Origin of the sequence: Pseudomonas sp. B392_1p, assembly GCF_052245235.1 — a bacterium.
In the GTDB taxonomy this organism is placed as follows: domain Bacteria; phylum Pseudomonadota; class Gammaproteobacteria; order Pseudomonadales; family Pseudomonadaceae; genus Serpens; species Serpens gallinarum.
In genome coordinates this window covers 20,666-36,521 of record NZ_JBQPXM010000006.1, presented here as the reverse complement: position 1 = coordinate 36,521, position 15,856 = coordinate 20,666, and the positions used below count along the sequence as shown (strand labels likewise).

Below are 15,856 nucleotides of genomic sequence, written 5' to 3'. Positions count from 1 at the left end.
TCAGACACGCTGCCTGCCTTGCTGAATCGCCTGGTACACATCCGCTTGTAAAATTTCGTAGGACTCACTGCCCGGTAGCAGCACATACACCGGTCCTTCCACGTGGGCGGGGTCATAGGCCTGGCGCTTGAGATCGGTTTTCTTGTATTTGAAGGTGCCGGTGGTTTCCACTTCATCGAGTAGACGCACGAACAGCGGGATGGCGTAGGAAGGCAGCTTTTCTTGCAGGTGGCTTGCAAGGCCTGTGCAATCCAGCGGTTGGCCTGCATTCAGCCGCAAGGCGGCCATGCCGCAACGGCCCTCGGCGCCGGGTACTTCCACGCCATACACCACCGCTTCTTCAATCCCCGGAAACGCAGCCAGGACATTTTCTACCTCGGTAGTCGATACGTTCTCGCCATGCCAGCGAAACGTATCGCCGAGCCGGTCGACGAACTGCGCGTGCTTGCAGCCGATATCACGCATCAGATCGCCGGTGTTGAACCAGGCATCGCCTTTCTTGAAGACGTTGCGAAAGATCGCCGCTTCGCTTTTGGCCGGGTCGGTATAGCCGTCGAAGGGCCATTTCTTGCTGATTTCACTGAGCAGCAGCCCGGGTTCGCCTTTATCTGCCTTGAGCATGAATCCCTTGCCGTCACGCAGGGGAGCATCCTTGTCCAGGTCGTAACGGACGATGGCATAGGTGGCCGGGGTGAAACCTACGGTGTTGTCGAAATTGAAGACATTGGTAAAGCCGATGTTGCCTTCGCTGGAGGCATAGAACTCGGTAATACGCCGGATACCGAAGCGCTCTTTGAATTCGTTCCAGATCGAAGGGCGTAAACCGTTGCCGATCATGCAGGTCAGGGTGTTGTTGCGCTCCTCCGGGCAGGGCGGCTGGTTGAGCAGGTAGCGGCACAGCTCGCCAATGTAACCAAAGCAGGTGGCCTTGAAAAACTGCACATCCTTCCAGAAGGCGCGCGCGGAAAATTTGCGGCGCAGCGCGATGGCGGCGCCACCGGCCAAGGCCGCGCTCCAGCACACGGTGACCGCGTTGTTGTGGTAACACGGCAGGGTCAGGTAAAGCACATCCTGTTCAGTTAATCCCAGACCGGAATGGCCAAAGCCGCCGTAGGCCTTGATCCATTTGCCATGGCTCATGATCGAGGCTTTGGGCAAGCCGGTGGTGCCTGATGTGTAGATAAAGAAACAGGCATCCTTCATGCGCACCTGGCCGCTGTCGGCAAGATTGCCATCGGCCTCTTGCCGAGCCAGCAGTGCGAGATTCTGCCAGCCTTGCGGAGCTTCGCCAGGCGCGCGCAAGGTGTCACTGTCTGCCAGCCAGTGGCAATGCTCGGCGCTGATGCTCGGCACGCCGCTGCGGACTTCGCGGAAGGCGTCAGTCAGCTCCTCGCCCACCACGCAGTGGCTGGGCTCGACCAGGTTCAGGCTGTGGGAGAGAACATTGCCCCGCTGGGTGGTGTTGAGCAGCGCGCCAATGGCGCCAAGTTTGGCCAGGGCGGCCAGTACGGCGAGTATTTCCAGGCGATTTTCCAACATTACCGCGACCGTGCTGCCATGCCTGACGCCATCGCGTTGCAGTGCACGGGCCAGGCGGTTGGCCCAGGCATTGAACTCGGCGTAGTTGAGGGTGCGCTGGTCATCCATGACGGCCGGGCGTGTGGGGAACCGTTCGGTGCAGAGTTCCAGCGCCCAGGCCAGAGACAGTTTTTTATCGCGATTGGTAATGCGCGTGTAATACAGGCCGCGCAGCAGGCGCGGCATATTGGGAAGGTGCTGGGGCAATTGCCCAAGGAAACGGGCGGGGGAGATCAGATCGGTTTCGGACATGTGCGCGCCTGAGTTGTTGTTATCGGCGGATAGAGTAGGCGCAGCCTAATTCGGCTGCCGCTCTCGGGCTATGACTGCTCCGCACGCCGTGTCAGTCAATTGGGCAAATGTGAGGGGTGTCACGGTTCACTGAGGCGAGCCTCGGACCGAAGCAGCGAGGGACACAATTCAGCCGTCTTTTGCGGCTGCGGCCCGATGTCGCAATATCCCAGCGCTGCGTTCAGGCTTTCTTGATTGCCATCAAGCGGTTTGACGGGGGGCGCTTCTTAGAATGGCCACGCCAAGCCATAGGAGGCGTCCATGTCAGAGACCTTCACAAAAGGCATGGCCCGGAATATCTACTTTGGAGGAAGTGTTTTCTTCATCCTGGTATTCCTGGCCCTGACCTTTCACACCGAAAAACACATACCGGAGCGAACCAACGAATCGGAAATGACCGAGGCAGTGGTGCGCGGCAAGCTGGTCTGGGAGCAAAACAACTGCATTGGTTGCCACACGATTCTCGGCGAAGGCGCGTACTTCGCGCCGGAACTGGCCAACGTGTACAAGCGCCGTGGTGGCGAGGAGGCGTTCAAGCCTTTCCTGCATGCCTGGATGAAAGCCCAGCCGCTGGGCGTGCCGGGCCGTCGCGCAATGCCGCAATTCAACCTGACCGAGCAAGAAGTTGACGATATGGCGGAGTTCCTCAAGTGGACTTCGAAGATCGACAACTTCAATTGGCCACCAAACATAGAGGGCTAAGGGATGAGCATTATGAATCCCCATCTGAAATTCGCCTCGCAGGCGGTGGCCAAGCCGTACTTCGTGTTTGCCCTGATGCTGTTTGCCGGGCAAATCATCTTCGGGCTGATCATGGCCATGCAGTACGTCGTCGGTGACTTCCTGTTCCCGGCGATCCCCTTCAACGTGGCGCGGATGGTGCACACCAACCTGCTGATCGTGTGGATGCTGTTCGGTTTCATGGGCGCTGCGTATTACCTGATTCCGGAAGAGGCCGACCGCGAGCTGCATAGCCCGAAACTGGCCATTCTCCTGTTCTGGGTGTTCGCGACCGCCGGCGTGTTGACCATCCTGGGCTACCTGTTCGTGCCGTATGCGGGCCTGGCCAAGATGACCGGCAACGAGTTGCTGCCGACCATGGGCCGGGAATTCCTCGAGCAGCCGACGATCACCAAGATCGGTATCGTGGTGGTTGCCCTGGGCTTCCTTTACAACATCGGCATGACCCTGCTCAAAGGGCGCAAGACCGCCATCAGCATGGTCATGATGACGGGCTTGATTGGCCTGGCAGTCATGTTCCTGTTCTCCTTCTTCAACCCGGAAAACCTTACCCGCGACAAGTTCTACTGGTGGTGGGTGGTGCATCTGTGGGTGGAAGGCGTGTGGGAACTGATCATGGGTTCGATGCTGGCCTTCGTGCTGATCAAGATCACCGGCGTGGACCGTGAAGTCATCGAGAAATGGCTCTACGTGATCATCGCCATGGCCCTGATCACTGGCATCATCGGTACCGGTCACCACTACTTCTGGATTGGTGCGCCAGGCGTCTGGCTGTGGTTGGGCTCGATCTTCTCGGCCCTGGAACCGCTGCCGTTCTTCGCCATGGTGCTGTTCGCCTTCAACATGGTGAACCGCCGCCGTCGCGAACACCCGAACCGTGCCGCTGCCGTCTGGGCAATGGGCACCACGGTGACTGCCTTCCTGGGGGCTGGTGTGTGGGGCTTCATGCACACCCTGGCGCCGGTGAACTACTACACCCACGGCACCCAGCTCACCGCGGCCCACGGCCACCTGGCGTTCTACGGCGCCTACGCGATGATCATCATGACCATGATCTCCTACGCCATGCCGCGCCTGCGTGGCCTCGGTGAGGCGCCGAGCCCGCGTGCCCAGACTGTGGAACTGTGGGGCTTCTGGCTGATGACCATCTCCATGTTGCTGATCACCCTGCTGCTCACCGCCGCCGGTGTGGTGCAGATCTGGCTGCAACGCCTGCCTGCCGATGGCGCCGCCATGTCGTTCATGAACACCATGGATCAACTGGCCGTGTTCTTCTGGCTGCGCCTGGTAGCCGGTGTGGGCTTTGGTATCGGGCTGATCTGCTACTTCCTGAGCTTCCGCCAGCGTGGCGAAGTGACGGTAAGCGCAGCTGCCAACGCTACCGCGTGAACTACCTGCGGTGAGTCAAAGACGGCCCGGCTGGAATAGCGGGCCGTTGTTGTTTCAAACGATGGAGGCAACTCCATCCACGATTATTCATGCGCCAGGCTCGATACGGAGCCGGGCGATAGACAGAGGAAACCGGCATGGCCTTTAGCGTCGAAGTTGAAGAGTGGGTGGGAGGTGTCTGGCACCGCTTTATCACCCGACGGGCCAGCCCGGATTTTCCCGAGGCGTGCGTCGAACTGAGTGATATGCAGCGTCCGTTGGCGGTCCTGTTTCGCGCGCTGGGCGGCGCCAGCGGAGTGGGCGTCGAGGCCGCCAGCGCCCGTGAGCTGATGTTGCGGCGTAGCCTGCTGCAACAAGTGGCCGGAACCTGCAAGCAACTGCCGGTGGCGTGGTGCGATGCCAACAATCTGCGACTGCCCTCAAGTTTGGCGGTGTATCCCGAGTCGCGACTGAACCAGGAACTTTATCGCTGGCTGGCACTGCTTGCGGCACAGTCCGGCCCGATGCGCCACTGGGCGCACGACAATCAGCGCTGGACGCAGGCCTTGCTGGAGCGCTATCCGGCCATGCGCACGCGTTATCAGCGGCTGGTTGAGGCACACCTGCGGTTGCGTCCCGATCCCGAGCAGCTGCCCAAAGACGAGGCCGCGCTGGAGCGGGCGCTGTGCCAGGCGCTACGTGAGCCTGGCAGTGTCACGCAATGGCCGCGCAGCGAACATGCCCCCTGGCCGCTGCCACTGTGGCTCTATCCGGCAGAAAATCTGGGCGAGCCCCAGGCCGCCGATCTCGGCGAAGAAGACGAAGGCAGTCTGCTGGCGCCGTCCGGGGATCAGAAAAAGCTGCGCAAGCGCGCCACGCGCGTCGAGGAAAATACCGGTAAAGGCGGGCTGTTGTTGTTCCGTCTTGAGAACCTGTTCAGCTGGTCGGAGCATGTGGACCTGGACCGCTGCGGCGACGACAGCGAAGACATGGATGCCGGTCGGGTCGCCGAAGATCTTGACGAGCTAGCCTTGTCGCGCCAGCGCATGCGCAAGGGCGGTGGCCTCAAGCTGCACCTTGATCTGCCCCCGGCCGACGTCGACGATATCCCGCTGGGTGAAGGCCTCAAGCTGCCGGAGTGGGACTACCGCAAACAGTCGCTGCAAAAGGATTACGTCAACCTGCAGATGATGCTGCCACGCGGCTCCGAGCCTGCGCCACTGCCAGCCAAGCTGGCGCCCTTGGCACGCCGACTGCGCCGACAGTTCGAACACCTGCGCAATGACCGCCAATGGTTGCGCCAGCAACCCCAGGGTGCGGAGCTGGACATGCAGGCCTGGCTGGATTTCCACGTCGAGCGACAACACGGACAGTGCGCCGAGCGCGGGCTGTTCATGGAAATGCGCCAAAACCGTCGTGATCTGGCCAGCCTGCTGCTGGCTGACCTGTCGATGTCCACCGACGCCCACCTGGATAACGAGCACAAGGTGATCGACGTGATTATCGACAGTCTCTTGTTGTTCGGCGAATCGCTGTCGGCGGTGGGGGATCAGTTTGCGCTCTATGGTTTCTCCTCGCTGCGCCGTCAGCAGGTGCGCATGCAGGAATTGAAAAGCTTCAAGCAGCGCTACGACGATACGACTCGCGGTCGTATCCAGGCCTTGCGCCCTGGCTATTACACGCGCATGGGCGCGGCTATTCGCCAGGCCACCCAGCTGCTCAGCGAATGCAAGCAGCGTCGCAAATTGCTGCTGCTGGTCACCGATGGCAAGCCCAATGACTTGGATCTCTACGAAGGCCGCTATGGCGTGGAAGACACGCGCCAGGCGGTGTTGGAAGCTCGCCGAGCAGGGTTGCTGCCGTTCTGCATCACCATCGATCAGGAGGCTGGCGATTACCTGCCTTATATGTTCGGCGCCAACGGCTTTACCTTGATCAAGGAACCGCAGCAATTGCCGTTCCGCCTGCCGCAGCTGTACAAGCAACTGACTCAGCCGTGAAAGGCGCAGCGCACTGCGCGTAAATCACTACGCACCGTTGGCGAGCTTCCAGTCTCGCCAACGGCTCGTGGGGCGCGGATGACTGTTGATTAGAGGTGGGGTTAACGCTTCGGCCCAAGCCGAGCCGCGAATAGGGACGTCACGTCAGTTGGGGGATTATGAGCGCACAGCCTCGCTTGAATGGCGGGCTGATCGCAACGGCTCGATGAATCAATGAATCGAGCGTGGCAACCAGAAGAACATCACCACACAAAATGCGGTGAGTCCGATACAGAACCACAGGAAGCGGCGCTGACGGCGCTCTGGTGCCAGGTCTGCGAGGGCGGGCAGCGGCATGCCGCAATTCTCGCATTCATCTGCGCCGGTTGGATTGTCTTGCTGGCAGTACAAGCAGTTGGGCATGGTTCGTCCTCCTGCTTGCAGCGTGGCATATCAGCCGCGGTTTTCTGCTTGATACCGATCAATTCATTCGAACTGTTCGAGGCGCTGACTGTCGAGAATGGTGATTTTGCGGCCTTCCTGACTGATCACGGCTTCGTCGATCAGGCGGCGCATGATGCGCGAAAAGGTTTCCGGCTGAATCGACAGATGCCCCGCGATCAATTGCTTGGCCATCGGTAACTCGAAGCCGTTGTCGCCTTTGGGCATCCGCGATTGCTGGGTCATCAGGTAGCGCACCACACGGTGCGTGGCGTTCTTCAGCGACAGCGTCTCGATTTCATTGATGCGTTGATGCAAGCGTACCGACAGCTTGCCGAGCAGCGCAAACGCCAGGCGGTTGTTGTTCTCCAGCAAGTGCATGTAGGTATTGTTGGAAAAACGATACACCTGGGTCGGGCCCACAGCCTGGGCCGAGGCCACGTAGTTAGGGGTGTCCATCAGCATCATCGCCTCGGCGAACGTCTGGCGGTTGCCGATCACCTCAAAGACCTTTTCCTGACCGTCCGGAGTCAAACGATAAATTTTCACCGCGCCGGAAATCACGAAATAAAACGAATGGGCAGTCTCGCCTTGATGGAACAGCGTATCGCCCTTGTCGAGATTCAGCAGTTGGCTGGTGCCCATCAACTCATCGAGCTGTTCATCGCTGAGAGGTTCGAACAGGTGATGACTGCGAAGAATCTGGTTATGTACGCGATGGAGCACCATGTAGGCAGTTCCCTGGCTAGAGTGACAGCGCAAGCTTAACGCAGACGAAGCGGTGCGGTCACAGGGCGGGGTTGCGTTTCATCACTATCAGGCAAGCATAGTGGCAATATGTCACAGGCTCGTCGGCCGGTTACTGTTCAACTTCTGAACCTTGTCGAGGTTTTGCCAGTCCTATCGCGGTAGCCAGTTTTTAGGGTGGGCTGTTAAGCTCGCCGCTTTATCGCTTGCCCGCAAGGCGCACGAACTTAAGGAAACAGCATGAGACAACATCGGTTGGCGGCGTCCATGGCTCTGGTGGGCCTGGTTTTGGCGGGTTGTGACTCGCAAACCAGCGTCGAGCTGGAAACTCCGGCACAGAAAGCCTCCTACGGCATTGGCCTGAACATGGGCAAAAGCCTGGCTCAGGAAGGCATGGACGATCTGGATTCCAAAGCCGTTGCATTGGGTATCGAAGACGCCATTGGCAAGAAAGAGCAGCGCATCAAGGACGAAGAGCTGATGGAGGCCTTCGCCTCCCTGCAGGAGCGCGCCGAAGAGCGCCTGCTCGCCATGCAGGGTGAGAATGCCGAGGCTGGCAAGAAATTCCTGGAAGAAAATGGCAAGCGCGAAGGCGTGATCACGACTGCTAGCGGCTTGCAATACGAAATCGTCAAGAAAGCCGAAGGTGCGCAACCCAAGGTCGACGATATCGTGACCGTCCACTACGAAGGTCGTCTGACCGATGGCAGCGTGTTCGACAGCTCGATCGAGCGCGGCAGCCCCATTGACCTGCCCGTTGGTGGCGTGATTCCGGGTTGGGTTGAAGGCCTGCAACTGATGCACGTGGGTGAAAAGTTCAAGCTGTATATTCCCAGCGAGCTGGCCTACGGCGAGCAGAGCCCGAGCCCGATGATTCCGCCGAGTTCGGTATTGGTCTTTGATCTGGAGCTGCTGGCCATCAAGGGTGAGCCTGCCGAGAACGAAGCCGAGTAAGCGTTCCGCCATACCGCACTTTGACAACGCCCCGTTCATACGGGGCGTTGTCGTTTTGCTGTACAAGAAACCTGGCGGCGATCAGAGGAGTCTGAACTTCAATAAGAATGTATACAGTTCGCGCAGCATAAACTGAGCTGTGCGCGACTCTGTTACGACCAGGAGATGACCATGAAAATGCCACCCAGCTTCGCCCGTTTTCTGCCGGTGGCTGAGCGAATTTTGGCCCGCCAGCGTTTACCGGCGCTTCTTTTGGCGGTCGCGCGTAAAAGCGGCAAGCGCGGAGGGCGTAAATCCTTCAAGGACAATCTGCAGTTGCTTCAAGCGCTGTGTCTGGCCTGGTGGCGCGGCGAGTACCGGGCAATCAGTGGCAAGGCCTTGCTGGTTGCCGTGGCGGGCCTGGCTTACTTCTTGTCACCCATTGATCTGATTCCGGATTTTATTCTGGGCGTAGGCCTGTTGGACGACGTTGCGGTATTGGCCTGGATCATGCGCACCTGGGATCACGAGCTGGAGGCCTTTAGCCGGTGGCGGGAACGACAGCCGGCCGCGCGCCGTAGCCAGCTGGAACGATTGCCGCAAGAAGATGAGATTCGTGCCCGTTCCGGCCGAGACCCGATGTGAGCGCCTGACGTGGTCAGGCTCACCTGTTAGGATGTGGCTGCTAATGGAATGGCGGTTGTTTAACCAGGAGATTAAGGCATGAACGTACAAGTGATTACCCGTGACGGTGAGCCGGAATATGCCGTGCTGCCTTGGGCGGACTATCAAACCCTGCTGCAAGCGGCGGGTCATACACCTCTAGCGGCAGCAGAGCCACAGGCGGACCAGCGCAGCGCAGTGCCTTTTTCCCGTTTAAGCGAGTTGCGCGAAAAGCAGGGCATGAGCCTGGAGGAGCTGGGGCGCAGTGTGGGCATCAGCCCTTCCTACCTGGAGTTGATTGAGCGCGGCGTGCGTGAGCCGGACACAGCGATTCGCCGCTCCCTGGCGCGAGTGCTGGGCGTGGCCGGCTGGGAGGCCAGCTCATGAAAGTGCGTATCAGCCGACAACACTGGCAGGCATTGCTTGATGAACTGAATTACGCTCGAAGCCAGCGCCACTTGTTGACGTATCGGGCGTTGATCGAGCGTTTGCAACTGCCGGCTCCTGCCATGCAAACGCTGGTGGCTGCGCTGGAGCATCTTGCAGCGCTGGATGCCCGTTCCGAGCAACCCTTGCGCAGCTCGTTGGTCATTAGTCAGGGCGCCAGCCGCTTGCCACGCCCGGGTTTCTTTGAGTGTGTGGTGCGCCTGGGAAGGTTCTCTGGCCCGATCGACGGTATCGCCGCCGCGTCTTGGCATGCGTCCGAAGTGGCCAGGGTTTTCGAGTTCGAGTATCCGCAGGAGTCCTGATATATGGCGTTGTGGTGGCGGTTGCGTGCACGGTTGGGTTACGGGCTGGCGCGCAAGTTGGTGCGTTCGCGCTGGTTGGTCGCCCAGCCGCGGGCCTGGCGCTGGATGGAAGGGCAGTTTTCCCGAATGGCGAACCTGGGGTATGTCCCGGCACAAAGTTTTTACGGCCATCTGCTGATGTTTCGTGGCACAGGTTTTGGCGCCCGGGAAGAAGGTTTGCGCTTGCTGCGCCAAGCTGCTCAAGCCGGCGACAGCAAGGCGGCCTATCAACTTGGCGTAAGCAGTCTGGCTGGAAGCGCCACGCAGGAGCCGGATGGCCAGGAAGCCGCCCGCTGGTGGACACTGGCTGCGCAAGCGGGCCATCCATTGGCTGCGCGCAAACTCGCCGACCTTTACCGTCAGGGCGGGCATGGCCTGAATGCCGATGCCAACTTGGCCGAGCGCTACAGCCGCCGGGCCGCTGAGCTGGGGCTATAAACAGCGCACCGTAAACAGCCCGTAGCATGCTCCCACCCGTGCGTTACAGGAGCTGGTGGGCGCTGGCCGGCGCTGTCTTAATGTTCTTGCTGGTTTTTTGCTCGGTAATCCTGGCGAGCACATCAATGGTGCGGCCCAGGCCCAGGTAGCCGCCATTTCGCGTAATGATGAAATTTTCCTCGATGCGTTGCTCGGCGCGGTGCGTGAGCAGGCGGCTGACCTGTTGCAGCGAACAGCTCTGTTCCACGGCCAGGAAGTCGAGAGTCATCAGACGGCTAATGGGCTTGCGGGCGAACAGGTCCGTGGCGAAGGGTTTACGCAGGGCTTCAGAAAAAACATGACGGTGCACGATGCCGACAGGCCGCTGCGTGTTGTCGAGTATTGCCAAGGAACTGAGACGAGGTTGGCTGCTGAACAGTTCCTGCACCTGGGGAACCGTGGTATCGGCACGCACCGCAGGCTGGTCGATCAACAGCATCGAAAGATCGTCAGCACCGCCCAAGAGCTGTCGATTCAGCGTGACCAGGTAGTGCTGTACGTCGAACTCCGGGCATTCCTGGGGACGACCGAGCAGGTAGCCTTGCAGCAGGTCAACGCCCATCTCCATCAGTGTGGCCAATTCTTCGCTGCGTTCGATACCCTCGGCGATGACTTTGGCGCGTGACGCTCGTGCCATGCTCAGTATGGAGTCGACGAACTCACGTTTGACCGGGTCGCGATCGATACCGTCGATGAAGTGGCGGTCGATTTTCACATAGTCAGGGCGCAGCTCAGACCACATGCGCAGACTCGAGTAGCCAGCGCCCAGGTCATCCAGAGCAATCGAAAAGCCCATGGCACGGTAATGCTGTAGGGCCGTCTGCAGCAGGCCGACGTCAGCGATGGGCATTTGCTCGGTCAATTCGATCACCACACGTTCGGGTGGCAGACCCAGGCGAGCCAGTATCTCCACGGTATGGCCGGGCTGGTGATCAGGCTCGAGCAGCAATTCGGGACATACATTAAGAAACAGCAGGCTGTCCAGATTCAGTGCGCAGAAGCGCTCGCACGCGGTCTTGCGGCACAGGCGCTCCAGCTCGCCTAGCCGCCCGCATTGACGGGCCGCCGAAAACAACGGCAATGGAGCATGCAAAGGGCTAGTCGAAGGGCCCCGAGACAGGGCCTCGTAGCCGTAGATGCGCTGCTCGGAGAGGCTGAGAATAGGCTGGAACAGTGTGTTCAGGTCGCCGTGAGCGAAGATTTTGTCCAGCTCGCTCAACTGCTCGGAGACGGTCATGGTGTATTGCCTGTGAAAGAGAAGCAAAGGCCATGCTGGATGGCCCGGACATTTCACGACATGCATGTGACAGTTTTGTGACGCCACCTAACTTTGAGCAGTACGCTGGTTTGGGGTCGCTGGCTGCAAGGCCACTCGCTGCGGGCGCATAGCAGCGCTGCCAGCCCACCTCAGCGCTTGCGGATGGAAATGAAAATGGCCAAGAGGATCAAGGCCGCACCGCCCGCCATGCGCCAGGTGGGTTGTTCATCGAAAAGCCACCAGGCGAAGCCGATGGCATACACCGGCTCCAGCGAAAAGATCAGGGCGGCGTTGCGCGCTTTCAGCACGCTCAAGCTGGCTACGAAAAGGCTGTGGGCGATGCCGGTGCAGAACACACCGAGAATCAGCAGCCACAGCCAGTCCAACGGGCGAACGTGGGGCAGGGCGCCCCAGGCCAGGGGTAGCAGGCACAGGGCAATGGTCAGGTTTTGACACAAGGCGGCCTGGAAAGGGTTGAGCCCTTTCACCGTGGCCCGGTTGGCCAGGGACAGCAGGGCGAACAGCAGGCCGGAAAAAACCGCCCAGAGCAACCCGCCGGTGGCGTCGCTACCCAGATCGAAGTGGGGAGTAACCAGTACCAGGCCGAGGGTTACCAGGCCCACCATGAACCACTCGCGTAGACGGATGCGTTCGCGAAACAGCAGCCCTTCGAGCAGCACGGTGAAGGCGGGAAAGCTGGCAAAGCCGAGCGTGGCTATAGCGACACCCGAGACTTTTACCGCGTGAAAGAAGGTCAGCCAGTGGCCACCCAGCAACAGGCCGGCCCCGATCAGCATCCAGAGTTGCTTGGCCGTGGGGCGCTGCTCGCCGGCCCGCAGCCGAGCGAAGGGTGCCAGGCTGAGTACCGCAAACAGGGCTCGACCAAAGACAATCACCAAGGGGGCGGCCAGCGCCAGTTTGCCGAAGACCCCGGTCAGCCCGAACGCCAGGGCGCCGATATGCAATCCCAACAGGGCTTGGCGAGGGGTCATGAAAACTCCAAAACAGGCAAGACTTGAAAAAAAGTGGATGATGCGACCTGGTCGCTAGGAAAAAAAGAATTGAAATTCTGACCCGTCGCTCCTGCGCGCGGGGAAGAGCAGGCGAATTACAGGTGCGGTAATTAAAGAATGACCTTGTCGCGAAGCTTTTCCGCAGCCTGATGAAGCGCGACGATGACGCGGTCCTTGTCGAAGTTCTGAATGCCGTTGGTGTCCAGATACATGGAGAAGCCCGGCAATTCATGCTCGATGAAGCTGGAAGTAGAGCCCAGGTCGCGGCGCAAGTCGACCACCTGATAGATCTGTACCGGTCGCGTAAACCCCTTGACGGCGATTTGTCCCTTGTCGCGGCACATGACCACGTCCTTCACCAGCGAATAAGTCTCGTGGGAAATCAGGATTTCACCCGTGTCAGCGGCGCTTTCCAGGCGGCTGGCCAGGTTCACTTCGCGGCCAATGATGGTGTAGTCCATGCGGGTTTCGGCACCGAAATTACCCACCGTGCAGTAACCGGTGTTCAAACCCATGCGGATTTCCAGCGGCTTGGTGATGCCCTGGGCGCGCCATTGCTGGCGCAGCACTTTCATGTGCTTGCGCATGGCAATGGCCATGGAGACGGCTGCCAAGGCATCTTTCTTTGCGCCCTCGGTGTTTGGGTCGCCAAAGAACACCATCACGCAGTCGCCCACGAACTTGTCGATGGTGCCGCCATGCTTGAGCGCTAGCTTGGACATTTCGTTTAGGTAGGTGTTGAGCAGGTCGGTCAGAGCTTCGGCTTCAAGCTCTTCGGATAATTCGGTGAAGCCCTTGATGTCGGAGAAAAATACGGTGAGTTTTTTGCGCTGGGTTTCCAGGCGTACGCTGCGTTTGCCGTTGAAGATCGACTCCCAGAGTTGCGGCGACAGGTATTTGGCCAGGCTGTGGGCCAGGCGCGATGTCTTCTCCTGTTCATGCCGTATTTCGATGCGCGCCTTGTGCAGGCTCAGGCTCTGTTGGTGGACGAAATAAGCAGAGATGCAGATGTACAAGGCACTGAACAGAATGCTCACCAGGGCTACCTGGTCAGGCGTTTCAAATTGCAGATGCGGGGGGAAGGCCAGGCTGAACAACAGGGCCGAGCTGATCATGGCCAGCAGCGCCACGCTGAAAGCACGCAAGCCGCCTCCTACCAGCGCGCTGAACACCAGGATCAATACCAGCATCAAGCTGGGCACTACGCAAAAGCCGATCAAGACGATGCCAATACCCATCTGCACGGCGTCGATCAGCAACAACGACAAGTTGGTTTTCTGCGGAAACTTGCGTTGCAAGGGGCGGCATAACAGGTGAATGACCTGGGGGTACAACAGGGCGTAGGGCACGACCCACAGGATATCGGTCTGAAAATGCTCAGCATGAGTACCGGCCGCCACCGTGGCCGCTGCCACGATATAGGCCAACACCCGGGAATAGTAATCGCGCAATGGCTGCACGAACTGACGGTATTGGACGGGAGTAGACGTCTTCATGACTGCAACAAATCCCTATGTATACTTGACGCCTCTGCCGGGCGATTGAAAGGCAGCATGGTCGCTGACCTATGGATCATAACCAAGTCGGGTTTGTGCGACCAGTCAAAAAAATACTGTGATGAAAGGACGTTTTATTGGCGATGGGAGCCTCTAGAACGGCGCTGGGCTTTCAAAGCGCAGCCGCTCTCCGCTCACTGGGTGTGTCACCGTCAGCATGCTGGCATGCAGGCACAGGCGCTTGTAGGCGGCCAGCGCTTGTTCGTGCGCGTACAGGCCGTCGCCCAGCAGTGGGTGACCGATACTCAGCATGTGCACGCGCAATTGGTGTGAACGGCCGGTAATTGGGGTCAATTCGACGCGGCTGTATTGGCCGCAGCGTTGCAGCACACGCCAGAACGTCAGGGCATGGCGTCCCAGCTCATGATCAACCACATGCCGTGGTTTGGTTGGCGGGTCATAGCGCAGCGGCAAATCGATACGACCACTGTCCAGTTCTGGCTCGCCCCAGCAGAGGGCGGTATAGGCTTTTTCGGTCTCACGGTCGTGAAACTGGCGCGACAACTCGCGATGACTGTCAGCGTCGCGGGCCAATACGATCAGGCCAGAGGTTTCCCAGTCCAGGCGGTGCACGATTCGGGCTTCCGGATAACCATTCTCTTGCAGGCGAGTCACCAGACAGTCGCGGTTGTCCTCGGCGCGGCCGGGTACGGAGAGCAATAAGGTGGGTTTGTTGATGACCAGGAGCGCGTCATCCTGGTGAACGATTTCGATCTGCGACAGGGGCATTTGGGAGGTCCGTAAAACAGGCCGGTGAAAAACGCAGCACGGCATCGCGCAAAGGTCATTCAGCGGTTTTTAGTAACGCAAACGGCGACTGTGCAAGCGGCTGTGGGCAGCCACTTGCGCAATCGCCGTGCGGGATAATGCGGGATCAGCGATCAGGCAACGAAATGTTCACTTCCAGAATGGAGCAATTATCATGATCCTCCAGGGAAATTTGCACTTGATCGTCAGTGATATTCACGTATTTACGTACTACTGCAATCAGTTCTTTATGCAGTGAGGGCAAGTAATCAGGACGGCTGCGTTGGCCTCGTTCATGGGCCACGATGATCTGCAGGCGTTCCTTGGCGATCGAGGCCGTGTCTTTCTTGCGTTCGCGAAGCATGTCAAAAAAGCTCATTCGCGGCCTCCAAACAGGCGTTGCAGGAATCCTTTCTTCTGCACATCGATAAAACGATGCGTCACTTCCTTGCCCAGCAGGCGGTCCACTGCATCGCTATAGGCCTGGCCGGCGTCGCTGTGTTCGTCGAGGATGACCGGAACGCCCTGGTTGGAGGCCTTGAGCACCGAGATCGACTCGGGAATTACACCCAGCAGGCGAATGGCGAGGATTTCCTCGACATCATCGACGCCGAGCATTTCACCCTTAGTAACGCGCTCGGGGTTGTAGCGCGCCAGTAACAGGTGCTCCTTGATCGGCTCCTCGCCCTGCTCCGCGCGGCGTGACTTGCTGGCTAGCAGGCCGAGCATGCGGTCCGAGTCGCGCACCGACGAGACTTCCGGGTTGGTTACCACGATAGCCTCGTCGGCGTAATACATGGCCAGGTGCGCACCCTTCTCAATACCGGCCGGCGAGTCGCAAATCACATATTCGAAGGTCTTCGACAGCTCTTCGATGACCTTACCAACGCCTTCCAGGGTCAGGGCATCCTTGTCACGGGTCTGGCTGGCGGCCAGGATGTAAAGATTGTCCAGCCGCTTATCCTTGATCAGGGCTTGATTCAAGGTGGCGTCGCCATTGATTACGTTGACGAAGTCGTACACGACGCGACGCTCGCAACCCATGACCAGATCGAGATTGCGCAGGCCGATGTCGAAGTCGACGATGACGGTTTTATGCCCGCGCAGGGCGAGTCCGGTACCGAGGGCAGCGCTGGAAGTGGTTTTGCCAACGCCTCCCTTGCCGGAAGTAATAACGAGGATCTTGGCCAAGATGATGTACCCCTAATAATAAGAAAACGGGAACGTAGAAAAAGTAGTACGGTTCCCTTTCCGGTCCCTGCAGGCAAGGCGGAAA

Annotated in this window: 16 protein-coding genes and 1 pseudogene; 8 read left to right on the top strand and 9 right to left on the bottom strand. The window is 59.2% G+C overall.

Annotation, left to right across the window (positions count from 1 at the left end):
* A complete protein-coding gene (locus ACTV8E_RS10255; RefSeq protein ID WP_443199446.1) occupies positions 1–1,830 on the bottom strand; it encodes a long-chain-acyl-CoA synthetase in 1,830 nt (609 codons plus the stop codon).
* A gap of 300 nt (positions 1,831–2,130) precedes the next feature.
* Between ACTV8E_RS10255 and ACTV8E_RS10250 the strand changes: the two genes are divergently transcribed.
* From ACTV8E_RS10250 to ACTV8E_RS10240, 3 genes are all read left to right on the top strand, one after another.
* Complete coding sequence (locus tag ACTV8E_RS10250) at positions 2,131–2,571, top strand: c-type cytochrome (protein ID WP_251837641.1); 441 nt, start codon at positions 2,131–2,133, stop codon at positions 2,569–2,571.
* A 3-nt stretch (positions 2,572–2,574) separates the two neighbouring features.
* Positions 2,575–3,999 (top strand): cbb3-type cytochrome c oxidase subunit I, encoded by a 1,425-nt coding sequence (locus tag ACTV8E_RS10245; RefSeq protein ID WP_273534821.1) that lies wholly within the window; start codon positions 2,575–2,577, stop codon positions 3,997–3,999.
* A gap of 137 nt (positions 4,000–4,136) precedes the next feature.
* Complete coding sequence (locus ACTV8E_RS10240; protein WP_443199445.1) at positions 4,137–5,978, top strand: nitric oxide reductase activation protein NorD; 1,842 nt, start codon at positions 4,137–4,139, stop codon at positions 5,976–5,978.
* 210 nt (positions 5,979–6,188) lie between these two features.
* On the opposite strand, the gene ACTV8E_RS10235 is transcribed toward ACTV8E_RS10240, so the two are convergent.
* Both ACTV8E_RS10235 and ACTV8E_RS10230 read right to left on the bottom strand, forming a co-directional pair.
* Entirely contained in the window at positions 6,189–6,380 is a 192-nt protein-coding gene (locus ACTV8E_RS10235) for a hypothetical protein (protein ID WP_251837644.1), read from the bottom strand.
* Positions 6,381–6,443: 63 nt separating this feature from the next.
* Positions 6,444–7,127 (bottom strand): Crp/Fnr family transcriptional regulator, encoded by a 684-nt coding sequence (locus ACTV8E_RS10230; protein WP_251837645.1) that lies wholly within the window; start codon positions 7,125–7,127, stop codon positions 6,444–6,446.
* 258 nt (positions 7,128–7,385) lie between these two features.
* Between ACTV8E_RS10230 and ACTV8E_RS10225 the strand changes: the two genes are divergently transcribed.
* The 5 genes from ACTV8E_RS10225 to ACTV8E_RS10205 all read left to right on the top strand — a co-directional run bounded on the left by ACTV8E_RS10225 (position 7,386) and on the right by ACTV8E_RS10205 (position 9,967).
* Complete coding sequence (locus tag ACTV8E_RS10225; RefSeq protein WP_251837646.1) at positions 7,386–8,099, top strand: FKBP-type peptidyl-prolyl cis-trans isomerase; 714 nt, start codon at positions 7,386–7,388, stop codon at positions 8,097–8,099.
* A gap of 171 nt (positions 8,100–8,270) precedes the next feature.
* Positions 8,271–8,723 (top strand): YkvA family protein, encoded by a 453-nt coding sequence (locus tag ACTV8E_RS10220; RefSeq protein ID WP_443199444.1) that lies wholly within the window; start codon positions 8,271–8,273, stop codon positions 8,721–8,723.
* A gap of 78 nt (positions 8,724–8,801) precedes the next feature.
* Positions 8,802–9,128, top strand: a complete 327-nt coding sequence (locus ACTV8E_RS10215) for a helix-turn-helix domain-containing protein (RefSeq protein ID WP_251837648.1) — start codon at positions 8,802–8,804, stop codon at positions 9,126–9,128.
* The gene (locus ACTV8E_RS10210; RefSeq protein ID WP_251837649.1) at positions 9,125–9,490 is read left to right on the top strand and encodes a hypothetical protein; all 366 of its coding nucleotides are present in this window, start codon (positions 9,125–9,127) and stop codon (positions 9,488–9,490) included. Before ACTV8E_RS10215 ends, ACTV8E_RS10210 begins: the two co-directional genes overlap by 4 nt.
* A 3-nt stretch (positions 9,491–9,493) precedes the next feature.
* Complete coding sequence (locus ACTV8E_RS10205) at positions 9,494–9,967, top strand: tetratricopeptide repeat protein (protein WP_251837650.1); 474 nt, start codon at positions 9,494–9,496, stop codon at positions 9,965–9,967.
* A 94-nt stretch (positions 9,968–10,061) separates the two neighbouring features.
* On the opposite strand, the pseudogene ACTV8E_RS10200 reads toward ACTV8E_RS10205, so the two are convergent.
* The 6 genes and pseudogenes from ACTV8E_RS10200 to minD form a co-directional block, all read right to left on the bottom strand.
* A pseudogene (locus ACTV8E_RS10200) lies at positions 10,062–11,243 on the bottom strand (EAL domain-containing protein); the annotation flags it as partial.
* A 170-nt stretch (positions 11,244–11,413) separates the two neighbouring features.
* Entirely contained in the window at positions 11,414–12,256 is an 843-nt protein-coding gene (locus ACTV8E_RS10195; RefSeq protein ID WP_443199443.1) for a DMT family transporter, read from the bottom strand.
* Between the two features lie 131 nt (positions 12,257–12,387).
* The gene (locus ACTV8E_RS10190) at positions 12,388–13,773 is read right to left on the bottom strand and encodes an adenylate/guanylate cyclase domain-containing protein (RefSeq protein ID WP_443199442.1); all 1,386 of its coding nucleotides are present in this window, start codon (positions 13,771–13,773) and stop codon (positions 12,388–12,390) included.
* Positions 13,774–13,926: 153 nt separating this feature from the next.
* Positions 13,927–14,562, bottom strand: a complete 636-nt coding sequence (locus ACTV8E_RS10185; RefSeq protein WP_251837653.1) for an RluA family pseudouridine synthase — start codon at positions 14,560–14,562, stop codon at positions 13,927–13,929.
* A 145-nt stretch (positions 14,563–14,707) separates the two neighbouring features.
* Positions 14,708–14,959 (bottom strand): cell division topological specificity factor MinE, encoded by a 252-nt coding sequence (gene minE / locus ACTV8E_RS10180; RefSeq protein ID WP_251837654.1) that lies wholly within the window; start codon positions 14,957–14,959, stop codon positions 14,708–14,710.
* Positions 14,956–15,771 carry a septum site-determining protein MinD gene (minD, locus tag ACTV8E_RS10175; RefSeq protein WP_251837655.1) on the bottom strand — a complete coding sequence of 272 codons (816 nt, stop codon included), beginning with the start codon at positions 15,769–15,771 and terminating at the stop codon, positions 14,956–14,958. Before minD ends, minE begins: the two co-directional genes overlap by 4 nt.
* Positions 15,772–15,856: the final 85 nt, after the last annotated feature.

Excerpts from the sequence above, each read along its gene's own strand:
- ACTV8E_RS10255 (WP_443199446.1), bottom strand. The coding sequence starts at position 1,830 with ATGTCCGAAACCGATCTGATCTCCCCCGCCCGTTTCCTTGGGCAATTG.
- ACTV8E_RS10250 (WP_251837641.1), top strand. The coding sequence starts at position 2,131 with ATGTCAGAGACCTTCACAAAAGGCATGGCCCGGAATATCTACTTTGGA.
- ACTV8E_RS10245 (WP_273534821.1), top strand. The coding sequence starts at position 2,575 with ATGAGCATTATGAATCCCCATCTGAAATTCGCCTCGCAGGCGGTGGCC.
- ACTV8E_RS10240 (WP_443199445.1), top strand. The coding sequence starts at position 4,137 with ATGGCCTTTAGCGTCGAAGTTGAAGAGTGGGTGGGAGGTGTCTGGCAC.
- ACTV8E_RS10235 (WP_251837644.1), bottom strand. The coding sequence starts at position 6,380 with ATGCCCAACTGCTTGTACTGCCAGCAAGACAATCCAACCGGCGCAGAT.
- ACTV8E_RS10230 (WP_251837645.1), bottom strand. The coding sequence starts at position 7,127 with ATGGTGCTCCATCGCGTACATAACCAGATTCTTCGCAGTCATCACCTG.
- ACTV8E_RS10225 (WP_251837646.1), top strand. The coding sequence starts at position 7,386 with ATGAGACAACATCGGTTGGCGGCGTCCATGGCTCTGGTGGGCCTGGTT.
- ACTV8E_RS10220 (WP_443199444.1), top strand. The coding sequence starts at position 8,271 with ATGAAAATGCCACCCAGCTTCGCCCGTTTTCTGCCGGTGGCTGAGCGA.
- ACTV8E_RS10215 (WP_251837648.1), top strand. The coding sequence starts at position 8,802 with ATGAACGTACAAGTGATTACCCGTGACGGTGAGCCGGAATATGCCGTG.
- ACTV8E_RS10210 (WP_251837649.1), top strand. The coding sequence starts at position 9,125 with ATGAAAGTGCGTATCAGCCGACAACACTGGCAGGCATTGCTTGATGAA.
- ACTV8E_RS10205 (WP_251837650.1), top strand. The coding sequence starts at position 9,494 with ATGGCGTTGTGGTGGCGGTTGCGTGCACGGTTGGGTTACGGGCTGGCG.
- ACTV8E_RS10195 (WP_443199443.1), bottom strand. The coding sequence starts at position 12,256 with ATGACCCCTCGCCAAGCCCTGTTGGGATTGCATATCGGCGCCCTGGCG.
- ACTV8E_RS10190 (WP_443199442.1), bottom strand. The coding sequence starts at position 13,773 with ATGAAGACGTCTACTCCCGTCCAATACCGTCAGTTCGTGCAGCCATTG.
- ACTV8E_RS10185 (WP_251837653.1), bottom strand. The coding sequence starts at position 14,562 with ATGCCCCTGTCGCAGATCGAAATCGTTCACCAGGATGACGCGCTCCTG.
- minE (WP_251837654.1), bottom strand. The coding sequence starts at position 14,959 with ATGAGCTTTTTTGACATGCTTCGCGAACGCAAGAAAGACACGGCCTCG.